The sequence below is a fragment of the Streptomyces sp. NPDC058678 genome, assembly GCF_042714835.1.
In the GTDB taxonomy this organism is placed as follows: domain Bacteria; phylum Actinomycetota; class Actinomycetes; order Streptomycetales; family Streptomycetaceae; genus Streptomyces.
This window is the reverse complement of the sequence record NZ_JBHXSG010000028.1, coordinates 64,334-77,946: the sequence shown is the minus strand read 5'-3', so window position 1 is coordinate 77,946 and position 13,613 is coordinate 64,334. Positions and strand designations below refer to the sequence as shown.

Here is a 13,613-nt window from a genome sequence, read left to right as displayed (position 1 = left end):
GTCTGCAGTGCGGCGGGATGACGTAATGTGAAGCTCTTCCCGCCGCGCCGCTCCCTTTCGTTCCCCTGGAGGTCTCTGCCTGATGGCCCAGTCGGTGGGTATCAAGGACGTCGCCCGTGCCGCCGGAGTCTCCGTCGGCACCGTCTCGAACGTCATCAACCGTCCGGACACGGTCGCCACCGAGACCCGGGCGCGCGTGCTGTCCGCGATAGACCGGCTCGGCTACGTCCGCAGTGAGTCCGCGCGCCAGCTCCGTGCGGGCCGCAGCCGGATCATGGGCCTGCTCGTCCTCGACATGGGCAACCCCTTCTTCGTCGACGTCGCGCGCGGTGCCGAACGGGCCGCGCGCGAGGCCGGCCTGGGCGTGATGGTCTGCAACAGCGCCCAGAACCCGGGCGAGGAGGCGGACTATCTCTCGCTCTTCGCCGAGCAGCGGGTGAGGGGTGTCCTGCTGACCCCCGCCGACGCGACCGGTCGCAACATCGGCTCCTTCCGGCGCCACGGCATCCCCTTCGTCCTCGTCGACCGGGTCGCCGAGGGCACCACCGAGTGCTCGGTGTCCGTCGACGACGTGGCGGGCGGCGCGCTCGCCGTACGCCACCTCGTCGACGCCGGACACCGCTCCATCGCTTACGTCAGCGGCCCGCCCGGCCTCAACCAGGTCCGCGACCGCCGTACCGGCGCGATGAACGCGCTGGCCGAGGCCGGACTCGGCCCCGAAGCCCTGCGGGAACTGCCCACCGAACGTCTCGACGTGGCCGCCGGCAGGGACGCCGGCGCCCGCCTGCTCGGCCTCGCCGACCGCCCGACCGCCGTGTTCTGCGCCAACGACCTGCTCGCCCTGGGTGTCCTGCAGGCCATGTACGCGGCCGGTGTCGGCGTCCCCGACGAGCTGGCGATCGTCGGCTACGACGACATCGAGTTCGCGGCCGCCGCGGCCGTCCCGCTCACCTCGGTCCGCCAGCCCGCCGTCACCATGGGCGCCCTGGCCGCCGAGCTCCTGCTGGAGGAGACGGAGGAGGAGACCTCGCCGCGGGGCCACGAACACCGGCGGGTCGTGCTCCAGCCGGAGCTCGTGGTGCGCCGCTCCAGCCTCTCGGCGCGCTGACCACACCTTCAGTACGATTTCATGATCCCGGTCGCCGGTGGCCGGACGAACATGTGCTGAACTGGGACGCGGCCCGCAGTCCGTCCGTCCCGGGAGCCCCGTTGACCCGCACCTACCGTCAGCCCGGCGTCGTCCTCACCGACCGCCACTTCACCGTGCCCCTCGACCACGACGACCCGGCGGGGGAGAGCATCGAGCTCTACGCCCGCGAGGTCGTCGCGAGCGACAAGGCGGGCCAGGACCTGCCGTGGCTGCTCTACCTCCAGGGCGGCCCCGGCTTCGGGGCGAACCGTTTCATCGGCAAGCCGGCCTGGCTCGGACGCGCCCTGAAGGAGTACCGCGTCCTGCTCCTCGACCAGCGCGGCACCGGCCACTCCACCCCCGCCAACCGCCAGACCCTCCCGCTGCGCGGCGGCCCCGCCGAACAGGCCGACCACCTCACCCGCTTCCGCGCCGACTCGATCGTCCGGGACTGCGAGGCGATCCGCCCCTCCGTCACCGGCGGCGCCCCCTGGACCGTCCTCGGCCAGAGCTTCGGCGGCTTCTGCGCGGTGACCTACCTGTCCACCGCCCCCGAAGGGCTGAGCGCTGTCCTCATCACCGGCGGTCTGCCCTCGCTCGACGCGCACGCCGACGACGTCTACCGGGCCGCCTACCCGCGCATCGAACGCAAAGTCACCGCGCACTACGAGCGCTACCCGCAGGACGTCGACCGCGCCCGCCGGATCGCCGAGTACGTGCTGCGGCACGAGCCGGTCCTGCCGGGCGGTTACCGGCTCACCATCGAGGCCTTCCAGTCCCTCGGCATCCTCCTCGGCGGCGGCGAGGGCAGCCACCGTCTGCACTTCCTCCTGGAAGGCGCCTTCGTCCGCACCCCGCACGGCCCGGCCCTGTCCGACGCGTTCCAGGAAGAGGTCCAGTCCCTCCTGTCGTACGCGGGCCACCCCCTGTACGCCCTCGTCCACGAGGCGATCTACGGCCAGGACCGGCGCCCCACCGCCTGGTCGGCCGAACGCGTCCGCGCCGAGTTCCCCGGCTTCGACGCCGCCAAGACCCTCGCGGGCGACGGGCCGCTGCTGTTCACCGGCGAGTCGGTGCACCCCTGGATGTTCGACTGCGACCCGGCGCTGCGTCCCCTGCGTGAGACCGCCGAAATCCTCGCCGCCCGCACCGACTGGACCCCGCTGTACGACCCGGCCCGCCTCGCCGCCAACGAGGTGCCGGTCGCGGCGGCCGTCTACCACGACGACATGTACGTCGACGCGACCCACTCCCTGGAGACGGCCCGGACCATCCGCGGCCTGCGTACCTGGGTCACCGACGAGTTCGAACACGACGGCGTACGGGCGGGCGGCCCGCGCGTGCTGGACCGGCTGCTGGCACTCACCCGCGACGAGGTCTGAGGCCGGGCCGAGCCGACATGCCGGGCCGAGAATTCCGGCATAAGGTGCGTTTCGTTGGCTAGGCGGCTCAGGAGGCTCGATGCCCGAACCCGTTGTCCCTCTCGTCCGGTCCCGGTCGGCCGGTGTCGCACTGGCGGTGGCCGCCGCCCTCACGCTGGTGTCGTGCGGCACGGACAGCGACAGTGGCGACGAGCCGTCCACCGCACGGCCGACCGCCCCCGACACGGCCTCCTTCTCGGGCACACCGCCCACCCCGCTGAAATCGAGGGCCGCCTCGGCCGTCGAGTCGGCGCGTGCCGCGGCCTCCGCGGCGGCGTCCTCCGCCTCGGCCGCCGCGTCCGCCTTCGAGGCCTCGGTGTCGGCCGAGGTGGAGCGCGCCAACAAGGCCGCCGAGAAGCAGCTCGAGGACGTCGACGGGCAGGGCAACGCCCTGTCCGACGTCTCCATGACGGGCAAACCGCGCTCCGAGACCGGCGGGCTGCTCGCCGTCGTCGTCACCATCACCAACAAGACCGACAAGAAGGCGTCGTACGCCGTCCAGGTCGACTTCCTCGACGACTCCGGCAAGGTCGTCGAGACCCGGTACGTCGGTGCCGAGGACCTCGAACCCGGTGAGAGGGCCCAGCCGCTCGCCGTCAGCCGCAAGCCGGCCGAGCCGGTGCTGACGCCGAAGCTGGCGAAGGCGCAGCGGTATTGAGGAGGAGACGTTCACAGCCCGGCGCGGGCGTGCTTGGATCATTCACGCCTTCACACGGCACCGGACGTCTTGGGGGGACGGCATGAACGACACGGAGCTTCTCGCGGAGCGCTTCGAAGAGCACCGCGGACATCTGCGGGCCGTGGCCTACCGCATGCTCGGCTCGCTGGCCGAGGCGGAGGACGCCGTCCAGGAGACCTGGCTCAAGCTGAGCCGCACCGACGCGGCCGACATCCAGAACCTCGGCGGCTGGCTGACCACCGTCGTCGGCCGGGTCTGCCTCGACCTGCTGCGCTCGCGCACCGTGCGCCGCGAGGACCCCCTGGACGACACCTTCGTTCCCGACCCGGTGATCCGGCCCCTGCCGCGGACCGACCCGGAACAGGAGGTGCTCCAGGCCGACTCGGTCGGTCTCGCCCTCCTCGTGGTCCTGGAGACCCTGGAGCCCGCGGAGCGGCTCGCGTTCGTGCTGCACGACATGTTCACGGTGCCGTTCGACGACATCGCCTCGATCCTGGAGCGCAGTCCGGCCGCCACCCGTCAGCTGGCCAGCAGGGCCCGACGCCGGGTACAGGGGGCCGCGCCCTCCGCCGAACCCGACCTCGGCAGGCAACGACAGGTCGTCGACGCCTTCCTGGCCGCCAGCCGCGCCGGGGACTTCGAGGCCCTGCTCGCCGTGCTCCACCCCGACATCTTGCTGCGGGTCGACTCCGGTGTGCTGGTCGGCGGTGCGGCCGCCTCGAAGCTGGTGCGCGGTGCGAAGGCGGTGGCCGAACAGGCCATGTTCTTCCGGCAGTTCGCCCCGATCGCCCAACTGGCGCTCGTCAACGGCGAGATCGGCCTGCTCCACGCCCACGACGGACAACTCCAGTCGGTCATGGGCATCACCGTCGCCGACGGCCGCATCGTCGCGATGCAGATCCTGGCCGACCCCGAGCGCCTCTCCGGCCTCGAAGTACCGGACGCGACCGGCTGAGTCAGGCCGCCAGGGCCGGCGTGCCCGGCACGCGGTGCGGGCTCACGACCCGTCCGTCGGGCAGGAGTTCACCGGTGTCGTCGAAGACGATGGTGCCGTTGCACAACAGGCTCCAGCCCTGTTCGGGGTGGGCCGACACGATCACGGCGGACTGGTGGTCGGGGCTGTCGGCGGAAGGGCACGGCGGCTGGTGGCTGCACATGACGTCTCTCCTCGGTCCGGGGACGGATCCTGCGCCGGGTTCGGCTCGTATCACTGTGGTAGCCGAGCTTGTTTTCCGTTGGATGAGGAGACCCCCACAGGGCCGGAATCCCCTCGGTGAGTTTTCCGGCCCGGTCCGCGTCCGCCCGGCGCCGGACGGACGCGGACCGGGCATGACCTGCGGGAAAGTAGGCTGGAGGCCATGTCAGACCATACGACCGACCGGGCCGGGCTGCGCGGCGACTGCGAGCAGTGCTTCGGCCTGTGCTGCGTCGCCCTGCCTTTCGCCGCCTCGGCGGACTTCGCCATCGACAAGGAGGCCGGGAAACCCTGCCCCAACCTCCGGGGCGACCACCGCTGCGGCATCCACGCCCGGCTGCGGACCGAGGGCTTCAGCGGCTGCACGGTCTACGACTGCTTCGGCGCCGGCCAGAAGGTCTCGCAGGTCACCTTCGGCGGCCGGGACTGGCGCACCGGCCCGCGCGAGGACGCCCGCCGCATGGCCGACGTCTTCCCGGTCGTCCGTCAGCTCCACGAACTGCTCTGGTACCTCACCGAGGCACTCGCCCTGCCGGCCGCCCGCCCGATCCACGCCGACCTCGGCCGGGTGCTGGAGCGGACCGAGGCGCTCACCCGGCAAACCCCCGCGGAACTCGGCGCGTTGGACGTCGGCGCACACCGGCAGGAGGTCAACGTGCTCCTGCTCAGGACGAGCGAGCTGGCCCGGGCGGGCATACCCGGCAAGAAGAAGAACCGCCGTGGCGCGGACCTGATGGGCGCCCGCCTCAAGGGCGCCGACCTGCGGGGCGCCAACCTGCGCGGCACCTACCTCATCGCCGCCGACCTCACCGGCGCCGACCTGCGCGGCGCGGACCTGATCGGCGCCGACCTGCGCGACGCCGACCTCACGGACGCGGACCTGACCGACGCCTTCTTCCTCACCCAGCCCCAGCTGAACGCGGCCAGGGGCAGCGCGGGAACCCGGCTGCCGCAGTCAGTCACCCGCCCCGTGCACTGGACAGCGCGGCTCTGAGGGAGCCGCGTCGACGGCGGTCGTGGCAGACGAGTCCGCGGTGGTGGCCGCCCGCCGCTCCAGGTGCAGCCGCAGCCCCTCCGGCATCAGCGTGAGCCGCTCGGTCACCCGCAGCCGGTAGTCCGGGTCGGGCCGCAGCTCGTAGCGGCGCAGCAGCAGGCCGAGGACCAGCGTGGCCTCGTGCAGCGCGAACTGCCGCCCGATGCACGCCCGCGCTCCCGTCCCGAACGGCTTGAAGGTGTGCGGGGGACGCGACCGAACGGCCGACGCCTCGAAACGGTCCGGGTCGAACTCTTCGGCGTCGGCACCCCAGACCGCCCGGTCGCGGTGCAGCATCGGCGTGATCACCAGCGTCCACGCGCCCCGCCGCATCGGATGCGACCCGGCCAGCACCGTGTCCTGCAGGGCCTCCCGGGCGAAGGCGGGCGCCGTCGGCCACAGCCGCAGTGTCTCGTCCAGCACCCGGCGTACGTACCGCAGTCTGGCCACCTGGTCGTAGCCGGGAAGTGCCGTGTCGCCCCAGACCCGGTCGACCTCGGCGCGGGCGCGGGCGGCGACGTCCGGGTGCCGGGCGAGGTAGTGCAGGGCGAAGGAGAGCACGCCCGACGTGGTCTCGTGGCCGGCGACCAGGAAGGTGATGACCTGACGCCGGACGTTCTTCGCCGACAGCCGTTCCCCGGTCTCCGGGTGGGCCGTGTCCAGCATCCGGTCCAGCAGGTCCGAGCCGCCGTCCGCGCCCGCCGTACGCCGGGCGCGGACCAGGTCGTCGACCGTTCGGTTGAGGTGGGCGATGTCGGCCTCGTTGCGACGCGCGGCCCGGTGCAGCAACTGCGGGAAGGGCACGCTGTTCAGCCGTTGCGCGTAGGTGAGCGTGCCGATCATCGCGGTCACGAAGGGGTGCGGGCGGTCACGTTCGAAGGAGCCGAAGTCGTGCCCGAAACCGGTTCGCGCGATCGTCTCCAGGGTCAGTTTGGTCATGTCGCCGGGCACGTCCACCGCCCGGCCCGCCACCAGTTCGCGGTCCCAGCGGTCGGTGAGCCGGCCGGCCACCGCCAGCATCATCGCGTGGTAGCCCTCCATCGCGTCCCGGCTGAAGCCCGGTGCCAGGACGTCGTGCGCCAGCTGCCAGTTGGGTTCGTGGTTGTACGCCGTGAACAGTCCGTCCCCGGCGACCGGCCGCAGATTGGCGACCCCGAGCCCCACATGCTTGGCGAACCGGGACTCGTCCGCCAGGTCGGCCACGAGGTCGGCGCCCCAGGTGAACACGAACTCCCGGCCGAACGCCTTGCGGCGGAAGATCGGCCCCAGCTGCCGGGCGTACCGGAGGGTGTCCTGGAGGGGTGTGCGCCTGTCGACGCCGATCACGTCACCGAGCAGGGGGATCCGGCGCGGCGGGTGCGGGATGCGGTGCAGCTCCGGCCAGCCCTGTTCGGCGCCACGGAATCCGGCGGGCAGCCCGGCCTCGGTCGTGGTCTGGGCCATGGCCCCATCTCCCTTGATGCAGCAGGTTGCGCCTGTTGTACGTCGGTTCAACAGCGCGTTCCAGTCTGGTCCCGCTGTTGAACCGACGTCAAGTAAAGTGCGGGCATGGCCGCGAACCAGGGCGCACGCGCACGCCGTCGGCTCAGCACCGAGGAGCGCCGGGAGCAGCTGCTGTCGGTGGGGGAGCGGCTGTTCTCGGAGAGCCCGTACGACGAGGTGTGGATCGAGCAGGTCGCCGAGATCGCCGGAGTCTCGCGCGGACTGCTCTACCACTACTTCCCGACCAAGCGGGACTTCTTCGCGGCGGTCGTGGAGCGCGAGAGCGAGCGGATGCTGCGGATGTCGGCGGCCGTGCCCGGGGTGCCGGTGCGCGAGCAGCTCGCCGCCGGCCTCGACGCGTATCTGGAGTACGTGCGGGCCCACGCGCACGGTTACCGCGCCTTCCACCGCGCCGACGCCTCGGGCGACGAGTCCGTGCGCAGGGTCTACCGGCGGGCGCTGGCCGCGCAGGAGCGGCAGATCCTCGCGACCCTGGCCGCCGATCCCGAGTTCGGCGCGCTCGCGCAGACGCGGCCCGAACTCCAACTGGCCGTCCGGGGCTGGCTGGGGTTCATCACCGCCGTGAGTCTGGAGTGGCTGCGTGGCTCGGACCTCTCCCGGGAACAGGTGCGGGACCTGTGCGCCCGGGCGCTGCTGGGCGTCATCTGATCCGCCCGGTCCGGCCCTTCGGCCCCTCCCGGGACATTCGTGGCCGCCCCTGGTTGGCTTCAGCCCTGATCTTCGATAGGTTAGGCAAGGCTTACCTAAGGAGGTTTCGGGATGGGTGACAGCCAAACCTGGACGGCCGCGCCTTCCGCGGCGGAACGGGCCCGGTCGGTGCTCGCCGCCGCGTGGTCCTGCGCGGTGACCGCGGAGGGCGGACGCGAGGAGTTCGTCGGCGCGCACACCGTGACCGAGGACGGACGGGTGCTCCTGCACGTGCCCGAGGACAGCACCCTGCTCACGGCCGCCATCTGCGCGCCCCGCGGGGAGCCGTCCGCCGTCCTGGAGTTCGCCGACGTCGCGCCCGTCCCCGTGGGCAACCGGATCCGCGCCCGGCTGTGGATGGCGGGATGGTTCGTCCTCGACGACGGCCACCTGGCCTTCCAGGCGACACGTGTGGTGCTGCGCCTCGCGTCCGGCGCGGTGGTCGTCGCCCTCGACGAGTTCGCCGCCGCCGCACCCGACCCGCTGGCCACGGCCGAGGCCCGGCTGCTCACGCACCTCGCCGACTGCCACGCCGACGCGGTCGAGCGGCTCACCCGCCTCGTCGACTCCGACAGCCTGCACGGCGCGGTCCGCGTCCAGCCCCTGGCGGTCGACCGGCACGGGCTGACGCTGCGCATCGAGCGCGCCCGGGCCCACGGCGACGTACGCCTGTCCTTCCACCGGCCCGCCGACGACGTCTCCCAGCTCACCGAGCGCATGCACGTCCTGCTCACCCAGGCCGGCACCGCCACCTGCCCACGGGCGCTACAGCGGCAGCGCACAGACGGCGACGGGTGACGCGAACGGCTCGCCCGCGAGCCGCAGGTCACCGCTCTCCTCGTCCACGTGGAAGACGCTCACCGTGCCGGACTTCTGGTTCGCCGCGAACAGCAGCGTCCCGTCGGGCGAGAAGGCGATCTGCCGCGGGAAGTCACCGGAGACCGCAACCGTGTCGAGCAGCCGGAGCCGGGCGCCGTCCGCCTCCACCGCGTACCGCGTGAGGCTGTTGTGGCCCCGGTTGGCGAGATAGGCGTAGCGGCCGTTCGACGTCACCAGGATCTGCGCCGGGTAGTTGGTGCCCGACCCCGTGCCCGTCGACTGCGCCGCACCGACGGTCAGCCGGCCGCCGTCCGGATCGTACGCGCAGACCGCGACCGTGTTGTCGACCTCGTTGGCCAGATAGGCGTACCGCCCTCCGGGGTGGAAGGTGAGATGGCGCGGTCCGGCGCCCGGCCGGGTGTGCGCCTGCGCGACCTCGCGGAGCCGACCGGTCTTCTCGTCCAGGCGGTAGGTGTACACGGTGTCCGTGCCCAGGTCGACGGCGAGCACATGGCCGCCGTCGGGACTGGTCACGAACTGGTGGGCGTGCGGCCCCTGCTGGCCCGGCCCGGGCGCCGGACTGGAGTGCGTGACCAGCTCGGCACGTTCCCCGAGCGCGCCCGAGGCGTCGATCGGGTGCACGGCCACGCTGCCGGACGTGTAGTTGGCGCTGAGCAGCCAGCGCCCGCCCGGATGCACGGACAGATGACAGGGGCCCGCGCCGCCGGTGCCGCGGCTGCCCAGAACCTTGCGGTCGGCGAGCCGCACAGCAGTCACCGCTCCCGCCTCGCGCTCGTTCACCGCGTACAGCGTGCGCCCGTTCGGATGCACCGCGAGGTACGACGGGTCGCCGACGCCGGTGAGCGTGCCGGATCCGCTGACACGGCCGCTCGTGGCGTCGTAGGTGGCGAGGCCGATGCCGGTGCCGCCGCCCTCCACCGAGGTGTAGGTGCCGAGGTAGAGCGGGCGGGGGCCGGAGGGCGTGCGGCTCTCGGCCGGAGCGCTCGGGCTCGCCTCGGCGGCGCCCGTACGCGTCTCGGCGGCCGCCGGGTCGGTGGGCGGCGGCGCGTCGTCGCACCCGGGCAGTACGGCCGCGGCACCCGCCCCGGCCAGGGCGCCGACGAATCGGCGCCTGCTCCAGCCCTCACTGCCCATGTGCACACCTCAGGTCGTCGCTCGTTCCGTCGCGACAGCCACCTTGACGCGGATCACCGGTCAGGTGCAACAACGGCATCGTGCGTTGCGCAAGGCGCAACAGTTTCCGGAGTCCCGCCGGTCCGCTGCCCCGGGGTCACCAGTCGCCGTCCGCGACCGGCTTCCCCGGCGCGTCCTTCAGCGGCTGCACCTGCTGCGGCGAAGGCTCCTGCCAGGGCTCGTGGTCGTCCCCCAGCCAGTCGCCGACCGGCTTGACGCCCTGGAGGGTGTCCGTGGCCGTGAGGTCCTCGGCGTCCTGGTCGTAGTAGTCGAACCAGGGCAGTCCGGCACGGGTGTACGCGGCGCGGTCCACGGGCGAGGGCGGGGGAGCCTCGCCGGTGATGCGGCGCCACTCGGGAGGCGTCACCAGGTGCACGAACACCCGCCCCGCGGGCTGCTCCGCCCAGTCGGTGAGCGGCCGGTCGTCCCGGTAGACCTCCTGGCGCATCGAACCGCCCACGCCGAGGCCCATGGCGGCCGCGGCCCGCGGCGGGCCCGCGGTCGCGGCGGGAGCTGCCGGCGCCATCGCCATCGGCATGGCCGCCCCGTAGCTCATGCCGGGCGTCGGCATCGCCCGCGCCCGCTCGGCCCGGAGCCGCTCCTCCTCCCGCCACCGGGCCAGCGGCCCGTCGTTCAGCGGGAACGACTGCAGCTGTACGCCGCCCCAGACCTCCTCGCCCGTGACCTGGCCCTCGACGGTCGCGCCGAGGCCCAGCGGCACCGCCACGAACTGGCGGACCGTGCCCTTCCCGGAGTTGATGCCGTCCAGCCACGGCTGACGCGGCAGCACGACGTAGTTCTGCGGATCGCGCGCGAGCCGGTCACTCCAGGGCCTGCCCGAGACGGCGCACACCTTGCCCACCCCGACCTGCAACGCGGCCGGTTCCCTCGTGCCCGAGAAGCTGAGCCACATCGCCTCGCGCAGGTACACCGGCAGCATCACCCCGCCGCGCGCCCGCCACTGCTGCGGGACGGTGTCCGGGTAGTCGGAGACCCGCCGGACGGGGAACCCGCCGAGCCCCGGCGGCAGCGGATGCGTGCCCGTCTCGGGCAGCCGCAGCGTGCGCACGAACCGCACCGCCGCACCGCCCGGCAGCCGCAGTGTGTTCCCGTCGATCCGCACGGTGGTGTCGGTCATCGACCCGCCCCCTTCGTCCCGGCCCCGGAGGCACGCCGCCTCAAGGTGACTTCTTCACCTTGAACGCCGCTCGGCGTCCGTGCGGTTCCGGCGCAGCTGCTCGGGCACGCGCAGACCCTCCCGCAGCCGGGTGAGCCGCGGCATGCGTTCGCGCTGCTCGCGGGAGACGCGGTCCAGTTCCTCCAGGAGGCGGCGCGAGCGGTGCTCGGTGTCGAGTTCGTCGAGGATCCGGTTCACCTCGGTGAGGACGGCACCGAGCAGTTGCCACTGGCGGGCGTCGCGCTGGACCTCTTCCAGCAACAGCTGGGCCAGCTTGTCGCGGGTGGCCGCGGCCTGTCGCAACTCGGCGGTCAGCCGGGACTCCGCCGCATCGGCGTTCAGGCTCACCGGTGTGGTGACCAGGACCGCGAAGCTGACCACGGCATCCGCGATCTCCGACAGCAGCCGCTCCACGGCGGCGCCCGTCTCCGACGCGAAGGAGCGTGGAAGGGGCTCGGAGTCGCGCTCCTTCGCGAGGTCGGTGAAGGTGCGCGCGAGCACCCGCAGCACGACCGTGCAGATCTCCAGCGTGTCCAGGCCGGTGCGCAGCACCACGCGGTGCAGCAGGCCCTCCTTCACGCGCGGGTTGAGCCGCAGGCTGTCCTCGGCCTGCCTGAGGGCAGCGTCCACCTCGACGATGTCGTGGTCGAGCCGGCGCGCCTCGTGCAGCCGGGCCGTCGCATGCTCGACGGGCGTCCGGCCCGCCGCTTCCTCGCCCATGCTCAGCATCAACTGCCGCACCCGGCGGGCCAGCCCCTCGATCGACTCCCCGGCCTCGCCCACCCACACCGGAGGGGCGAACAGCAGATTGCAGCCCAGGCCGACGACCGCGCCGATCAGCGTCTCCAGCACCCGCGCCCACGCCGTGTCCCCGACGGTCGTGACCCCGAGCACCAGCATCGCGCTGATCGCCACCTCGGGCACGAACTCGTCGACCCGCACCAGATGCCCGACGGCCAGCGCGGCCATGATCAGCAGCCCGAGGCTCCACCAGGTCAGACCCACCAGCAGACTGAAGGCGATGGCGACGAAGACCCCCGCCACCACCGAGTTCACCCGGCGGATACCGGTGGTGAGCGTGGAGTAGAGGGTGACCTGGACGACCAGCAGCGCGGTCAGCGGTGCGGTGAGCGGAGCCGCCTCGGGGCTGAGGCGCAGCGCGATGACATACGCGATCGTCGCCGCGGCCGACGACCGCAGCGCCTGTACGACGACCGGGTCCCGGTGCCGCTTCACCAAGCGCACCAGGGACGTCGTCCACTCCCGTACGTCTCGCATCCTCGGGCTGTCCCTTTCCACCGATGTACCGAAGGTACTCATTGAGGACTGAAACTGTCCGTAAGGAAACGTAGTTTGTCATTCCGCCTGAGGTGATCCCGTCCGCAGGGCGACGCACTCGACCTGCGGTCCGCCGGATCGCCGGCCCGGGAGGGGCTGGAGGCGGCTCGGCCGCGGGACCAGTGGCCGGCCAGGTCAGGCGCGCAGCTTGTCCAGGAAGGCGGTCAGATTGCTCCTCGTCCGGACGATCTGCTCCTCCAGGGTCAGGCTCTCCTCGAAGCGGGACCCGGATTCCAGGGCCTTCTTGCCGCGCAGATAGAGGGAGCACGCCAGGTCGGTGCACATGTACAGGCCAACCGAGTTGCCCTCGCGGCCCGCCGGGCCGGCCTTGCGGGCGGTCATCAGGGAGACGCCGCCACCCGGGTGGGTGGTCAGGCACAGCGAGCACATGCTGCGGTGCAGGAAGCCGCGCTTGGACGAGGGAAATCGCAGGGTGACGCCGACCGGTCGGCCCTCCCGCTCGGTGACCAGATAACTGCGGTCGGGTGCTCCGGGATCCCGCCAGCCCACAAAGTCCAGGTCGTCCCACGGGCGTTGGTCGAGGTCCCGGGGGAGGGGCAGGCGTTTGGCCTCTCCCTTCGAGCAGTTGACGAAGGAGTTGCGGATGTCGTGCTCGGTGAGGGGGTTCATGGGGAGCCTCCTGGGTGGTCGCGCTCTGAAACCTAGGGGTATTAGGTTGACGGCCAGGGTAGGCAGGCGTGAGGGGGAGGGGCCAGCCAATTTCCGTCGGCGATGCGGCCGCACGGCCGCTCCACCGACGGGGCTCACTCCCCCGACGTGTCCGCGGCCCTCGGCGGCCACGCCCCGGCGACCAGCACGCCCAGCGCGTAGGCCCGGGCGACCAGTTCCGTACGGTTCGCCGCGCCCCAGCGTGCGGACAGGCGCCGCAGGTGATAGGTGACGCCGTCCACGGTGAGGCCGGTCCCGCGGGCCGCCCGGGCCGTGGTCGCACCGCTCGCGAGCAGCGCCAGGATGCGGGCCTCGACCGGTGTGGCCGGCGCCGGCGCCGCCTCGGGCGGGGGCGACTCGCGCTCGCCCCGTACGTGCAGCATCACCAGCAGGGCGGGTGTCACCTCGACGCTGTCGCTCACCGGGTCCGCCGTCAGCTCTCCGCAGCGCCGCACACCGCCGGGCGCCTCCCAGCGCACCGCCACCTGGTAGCGCGACCGGTGGCGCAGTCGCAGCGCCTGCGCGATCCGCTCCACCTGTGTCGCCTCCTGCGGCCGGAACAGCTCCAGCACGTCCCGGCCGCGCAGCCGCCCCGGGGGCGTCCCGCACTCCGCCGCCATCGCGGGATTGGCCAGCAGGACGGCGCCGTACACGTCGCAGACCGCGACCGGCACCGAGACCCGGTCGAAGAGCATCAGGGCGCGGTTGCGCCACACCACGGCCTCCCGCCGGTCCCCTTCCATCCGCACCTCCTGCCACGGTGGGCCGC

General features: G+C 72.7%; 14 protein-coding genes. 7 read left to right on the top strand and 7 right to left on the bottom strand.

Going from position 1 to position 13,613, the window contains the following annotated elements; all coding sequences use genetic code 11:
- The first annotated feature begins 82 nt into the window (after positions 1-82).
- The 4 genes from ACFWWR_RS24740 to sigJ all read left to right on the top strand — a co-directional run bounded on the left by ACFWWR_RS24740 (position 83) and on the right by sigJ (position 4,184).
- Positions 83-1,108, top strand: a complete 1,026-nt coding sequence (locus ACFWWR_RS24740; RefSeq protein WP_384305343.1) for a LacI family DNA-binding transcriptional regulator — start codon at positions 83-85, stop codon at positions 1,106-1,108.
- Positions 1,109-1,209: 101 nt separating this feature from the next.
- Entirely contained in the window at positions 1,210-2,511 is a 1,302-nt protein-coding gene (locus tag ACFWWR_RS24735) for an alpha/beta fold hydrolase (protein WP_383863129.1), read from the top strand.
- A 79-nt stretch (positions 2,512-2,590) separates the two neighbouring features.
- On the top strand, positions 2,591-3,208 hold the full coding sequence (locus tag ACFWWR_RS24730; RefSeq protein ID WP_384305340.1) for an FxLYD domain-containing protein: 618 nt from the start codon (positions 2,591-2,593) through the stop codon (positions 3,206-3,208).
- Positions 3,209-3,290: 82 nt separating this feature from the next.
- Positions 3,291-4,184 (top strand): RNA polymerase sigma factor SigJ, encoded by an 894-nt coding sequence (sigJ, locus tag ACFWWR_RS24725; protein WP_383863125.1) that lies wholly within the window; start codon positions 3,291-3,293, stop codon positions 4,182-4,184.
- Between the two features lies 1 nt (position 4,185).
- Here sigJ and ACFWWR_RS24720 read toward each other — a convergent pair whose 3' ends face one another.
- A complete protein-coding gene (locus ACFWWR_RS24720) occupies positions 4,186-4,386 on the bottom strand; it encodes a DUF5999 family protein (protein WP_383863122.1) in 201 nt (66 codons plus the stop codon).
- Between the two features lie 201 nt (positions 4,387-4,587).
- On the opposite strand from ACFWWR_RS24720, the gene ACFWWR_RS24715 reads away from it, so the two are divergent.
- On the top strand, positions 4,588-5,418 hold the full coding sequence (locus ACFWWR_RS24715; protein ID WP_383863119.1) for a pentapeptide repeat-containing protein: 831 nt from the start codon (positions 4,588-4,590) through the stop codon (positions 5,416-5,418).
- Here the strand turns inward: ACFWWR_RS24715 and ACFWWR_RS24710 are convergent.
- The gene (locus ACFWWR_RS24710) at positions 5,380-6,900 is read right to left on the bottom strand and encodes a cytochrome P450 (protein ID WP_384305337.1); all 1,521 of its coding nucleotides are present in this window, start codon (positions 6,898-6,900) and stop codon (positions 5,380-5,382) included. The two genes, ACFWWR_RS24715 and ACFWWR_RS24710, sit on opposite strands and share 39 nt — an antisense overlap.
- A 105-nt stretch (positions 6,901-7,005) precedes the next feature.
- Here ACFWWR_RS24710 and ACFWWR_RS24705 point away from each other — a divergent pair, with 105 nt between their 5' ends.
- Positions 7,006-7,608, top strand: coding sequence for a TetR/AcrR family transcriptional regulator (locus ACFWWR_RS24705; RefSeq protein ID WP_383863113.1), 603 nt, complete (start codon positions 7,006-7,008; stop codon positions 7,606-7,608).
- A 111-nt stretch (positions 7,609-7,719) separates the two neighbouring features.
- Positions 7,720-8,445, top strand: a complete 726-nt coding sequence (locus ACFWWR_RS24700; protein ID WP_383863110.1) for a DUF2470 domain-containing protein — start codon at positions 7,720-7,722, stop codon at positions 8,443-8,445.
- On the opposite strand, the gene ACFWWR_RS24695 is transcribed toward ACFWWR_RS24700, so the two are convergent.
- The 5 genes from ACFWWR_RS24695 to ACFWWR_RS24675 all read right to left on the bottom strand — a co-directional run bounded on the left by ACFWWR_RS24695 (position 8,413) and on the right by ACFWWR_RS24675 (position 13,587).
- Positions 8,413-9,621, bottom strand: coding sequence for a lactonase family protein (locus ACFWWR_RS24695; RefSeq protein ID WP_383863107.1), 1,209 nt, complete (start codon positions 9,619-9,621; stop codon positions 8,413-8,415). The genes ACFWWR_RS24700 and ACFWWR_RS24695 overlap by 33 nt on opposite strands.
- Before the next feature lie 136 nt (positions 9,622-9,757).
- On the bottom strand, positions 9,758-10,798 hold the full coding sequence (locus ACFWWR_RS24690; protein WP_384305334.1) for a hypothetical protein: 1,041 nt from the start codon (positions 10,796-10,798) through the stop codon (positions 9,758-9,760).
- Between the two features lie 54 nt (positions 10,799-10,852).
- Positions 10,853-12,115, bottom strand: coding sequence for an aromatic acid exporter family protein (locus ACFWWR_RS24685; RefSeq protein ID WP_383863101.1), 1,263 nt, complete (start codon positions 12,113-12,115; stop codon positions 10,853-10,855).
- Positions 12,116-12,310: 195 nt separating this feature from the next.
- On the bottom strand, positions 12,311-12,805 hold the full coding sequence (locus ACFWWR_RS24680) for an FBP domain-containing protein (RefSeq protein WP_384305330.1): 495 nt from the start codon (positions 12,803-12,805) through the stop codon (positions 12,311-12,313).
- 134 nt (positions 12,806-12,939) lie between these two features.
- Positions 12,940-13,587 carry a PAS domain-containing protein gene (locus tag ACFWWR_RS24675; RefSeq protein ID WP_384305327.1) on the bottom strand — a complete coding sequence of 216 codons (648 nt, stop codon included), beginning with the start codon at positions 13,585-13,587 and terminating at the stop codon, positions 12,940-12,942.
- Positions 13,588-13,613 lie beyond the last annotated feature (26 nt).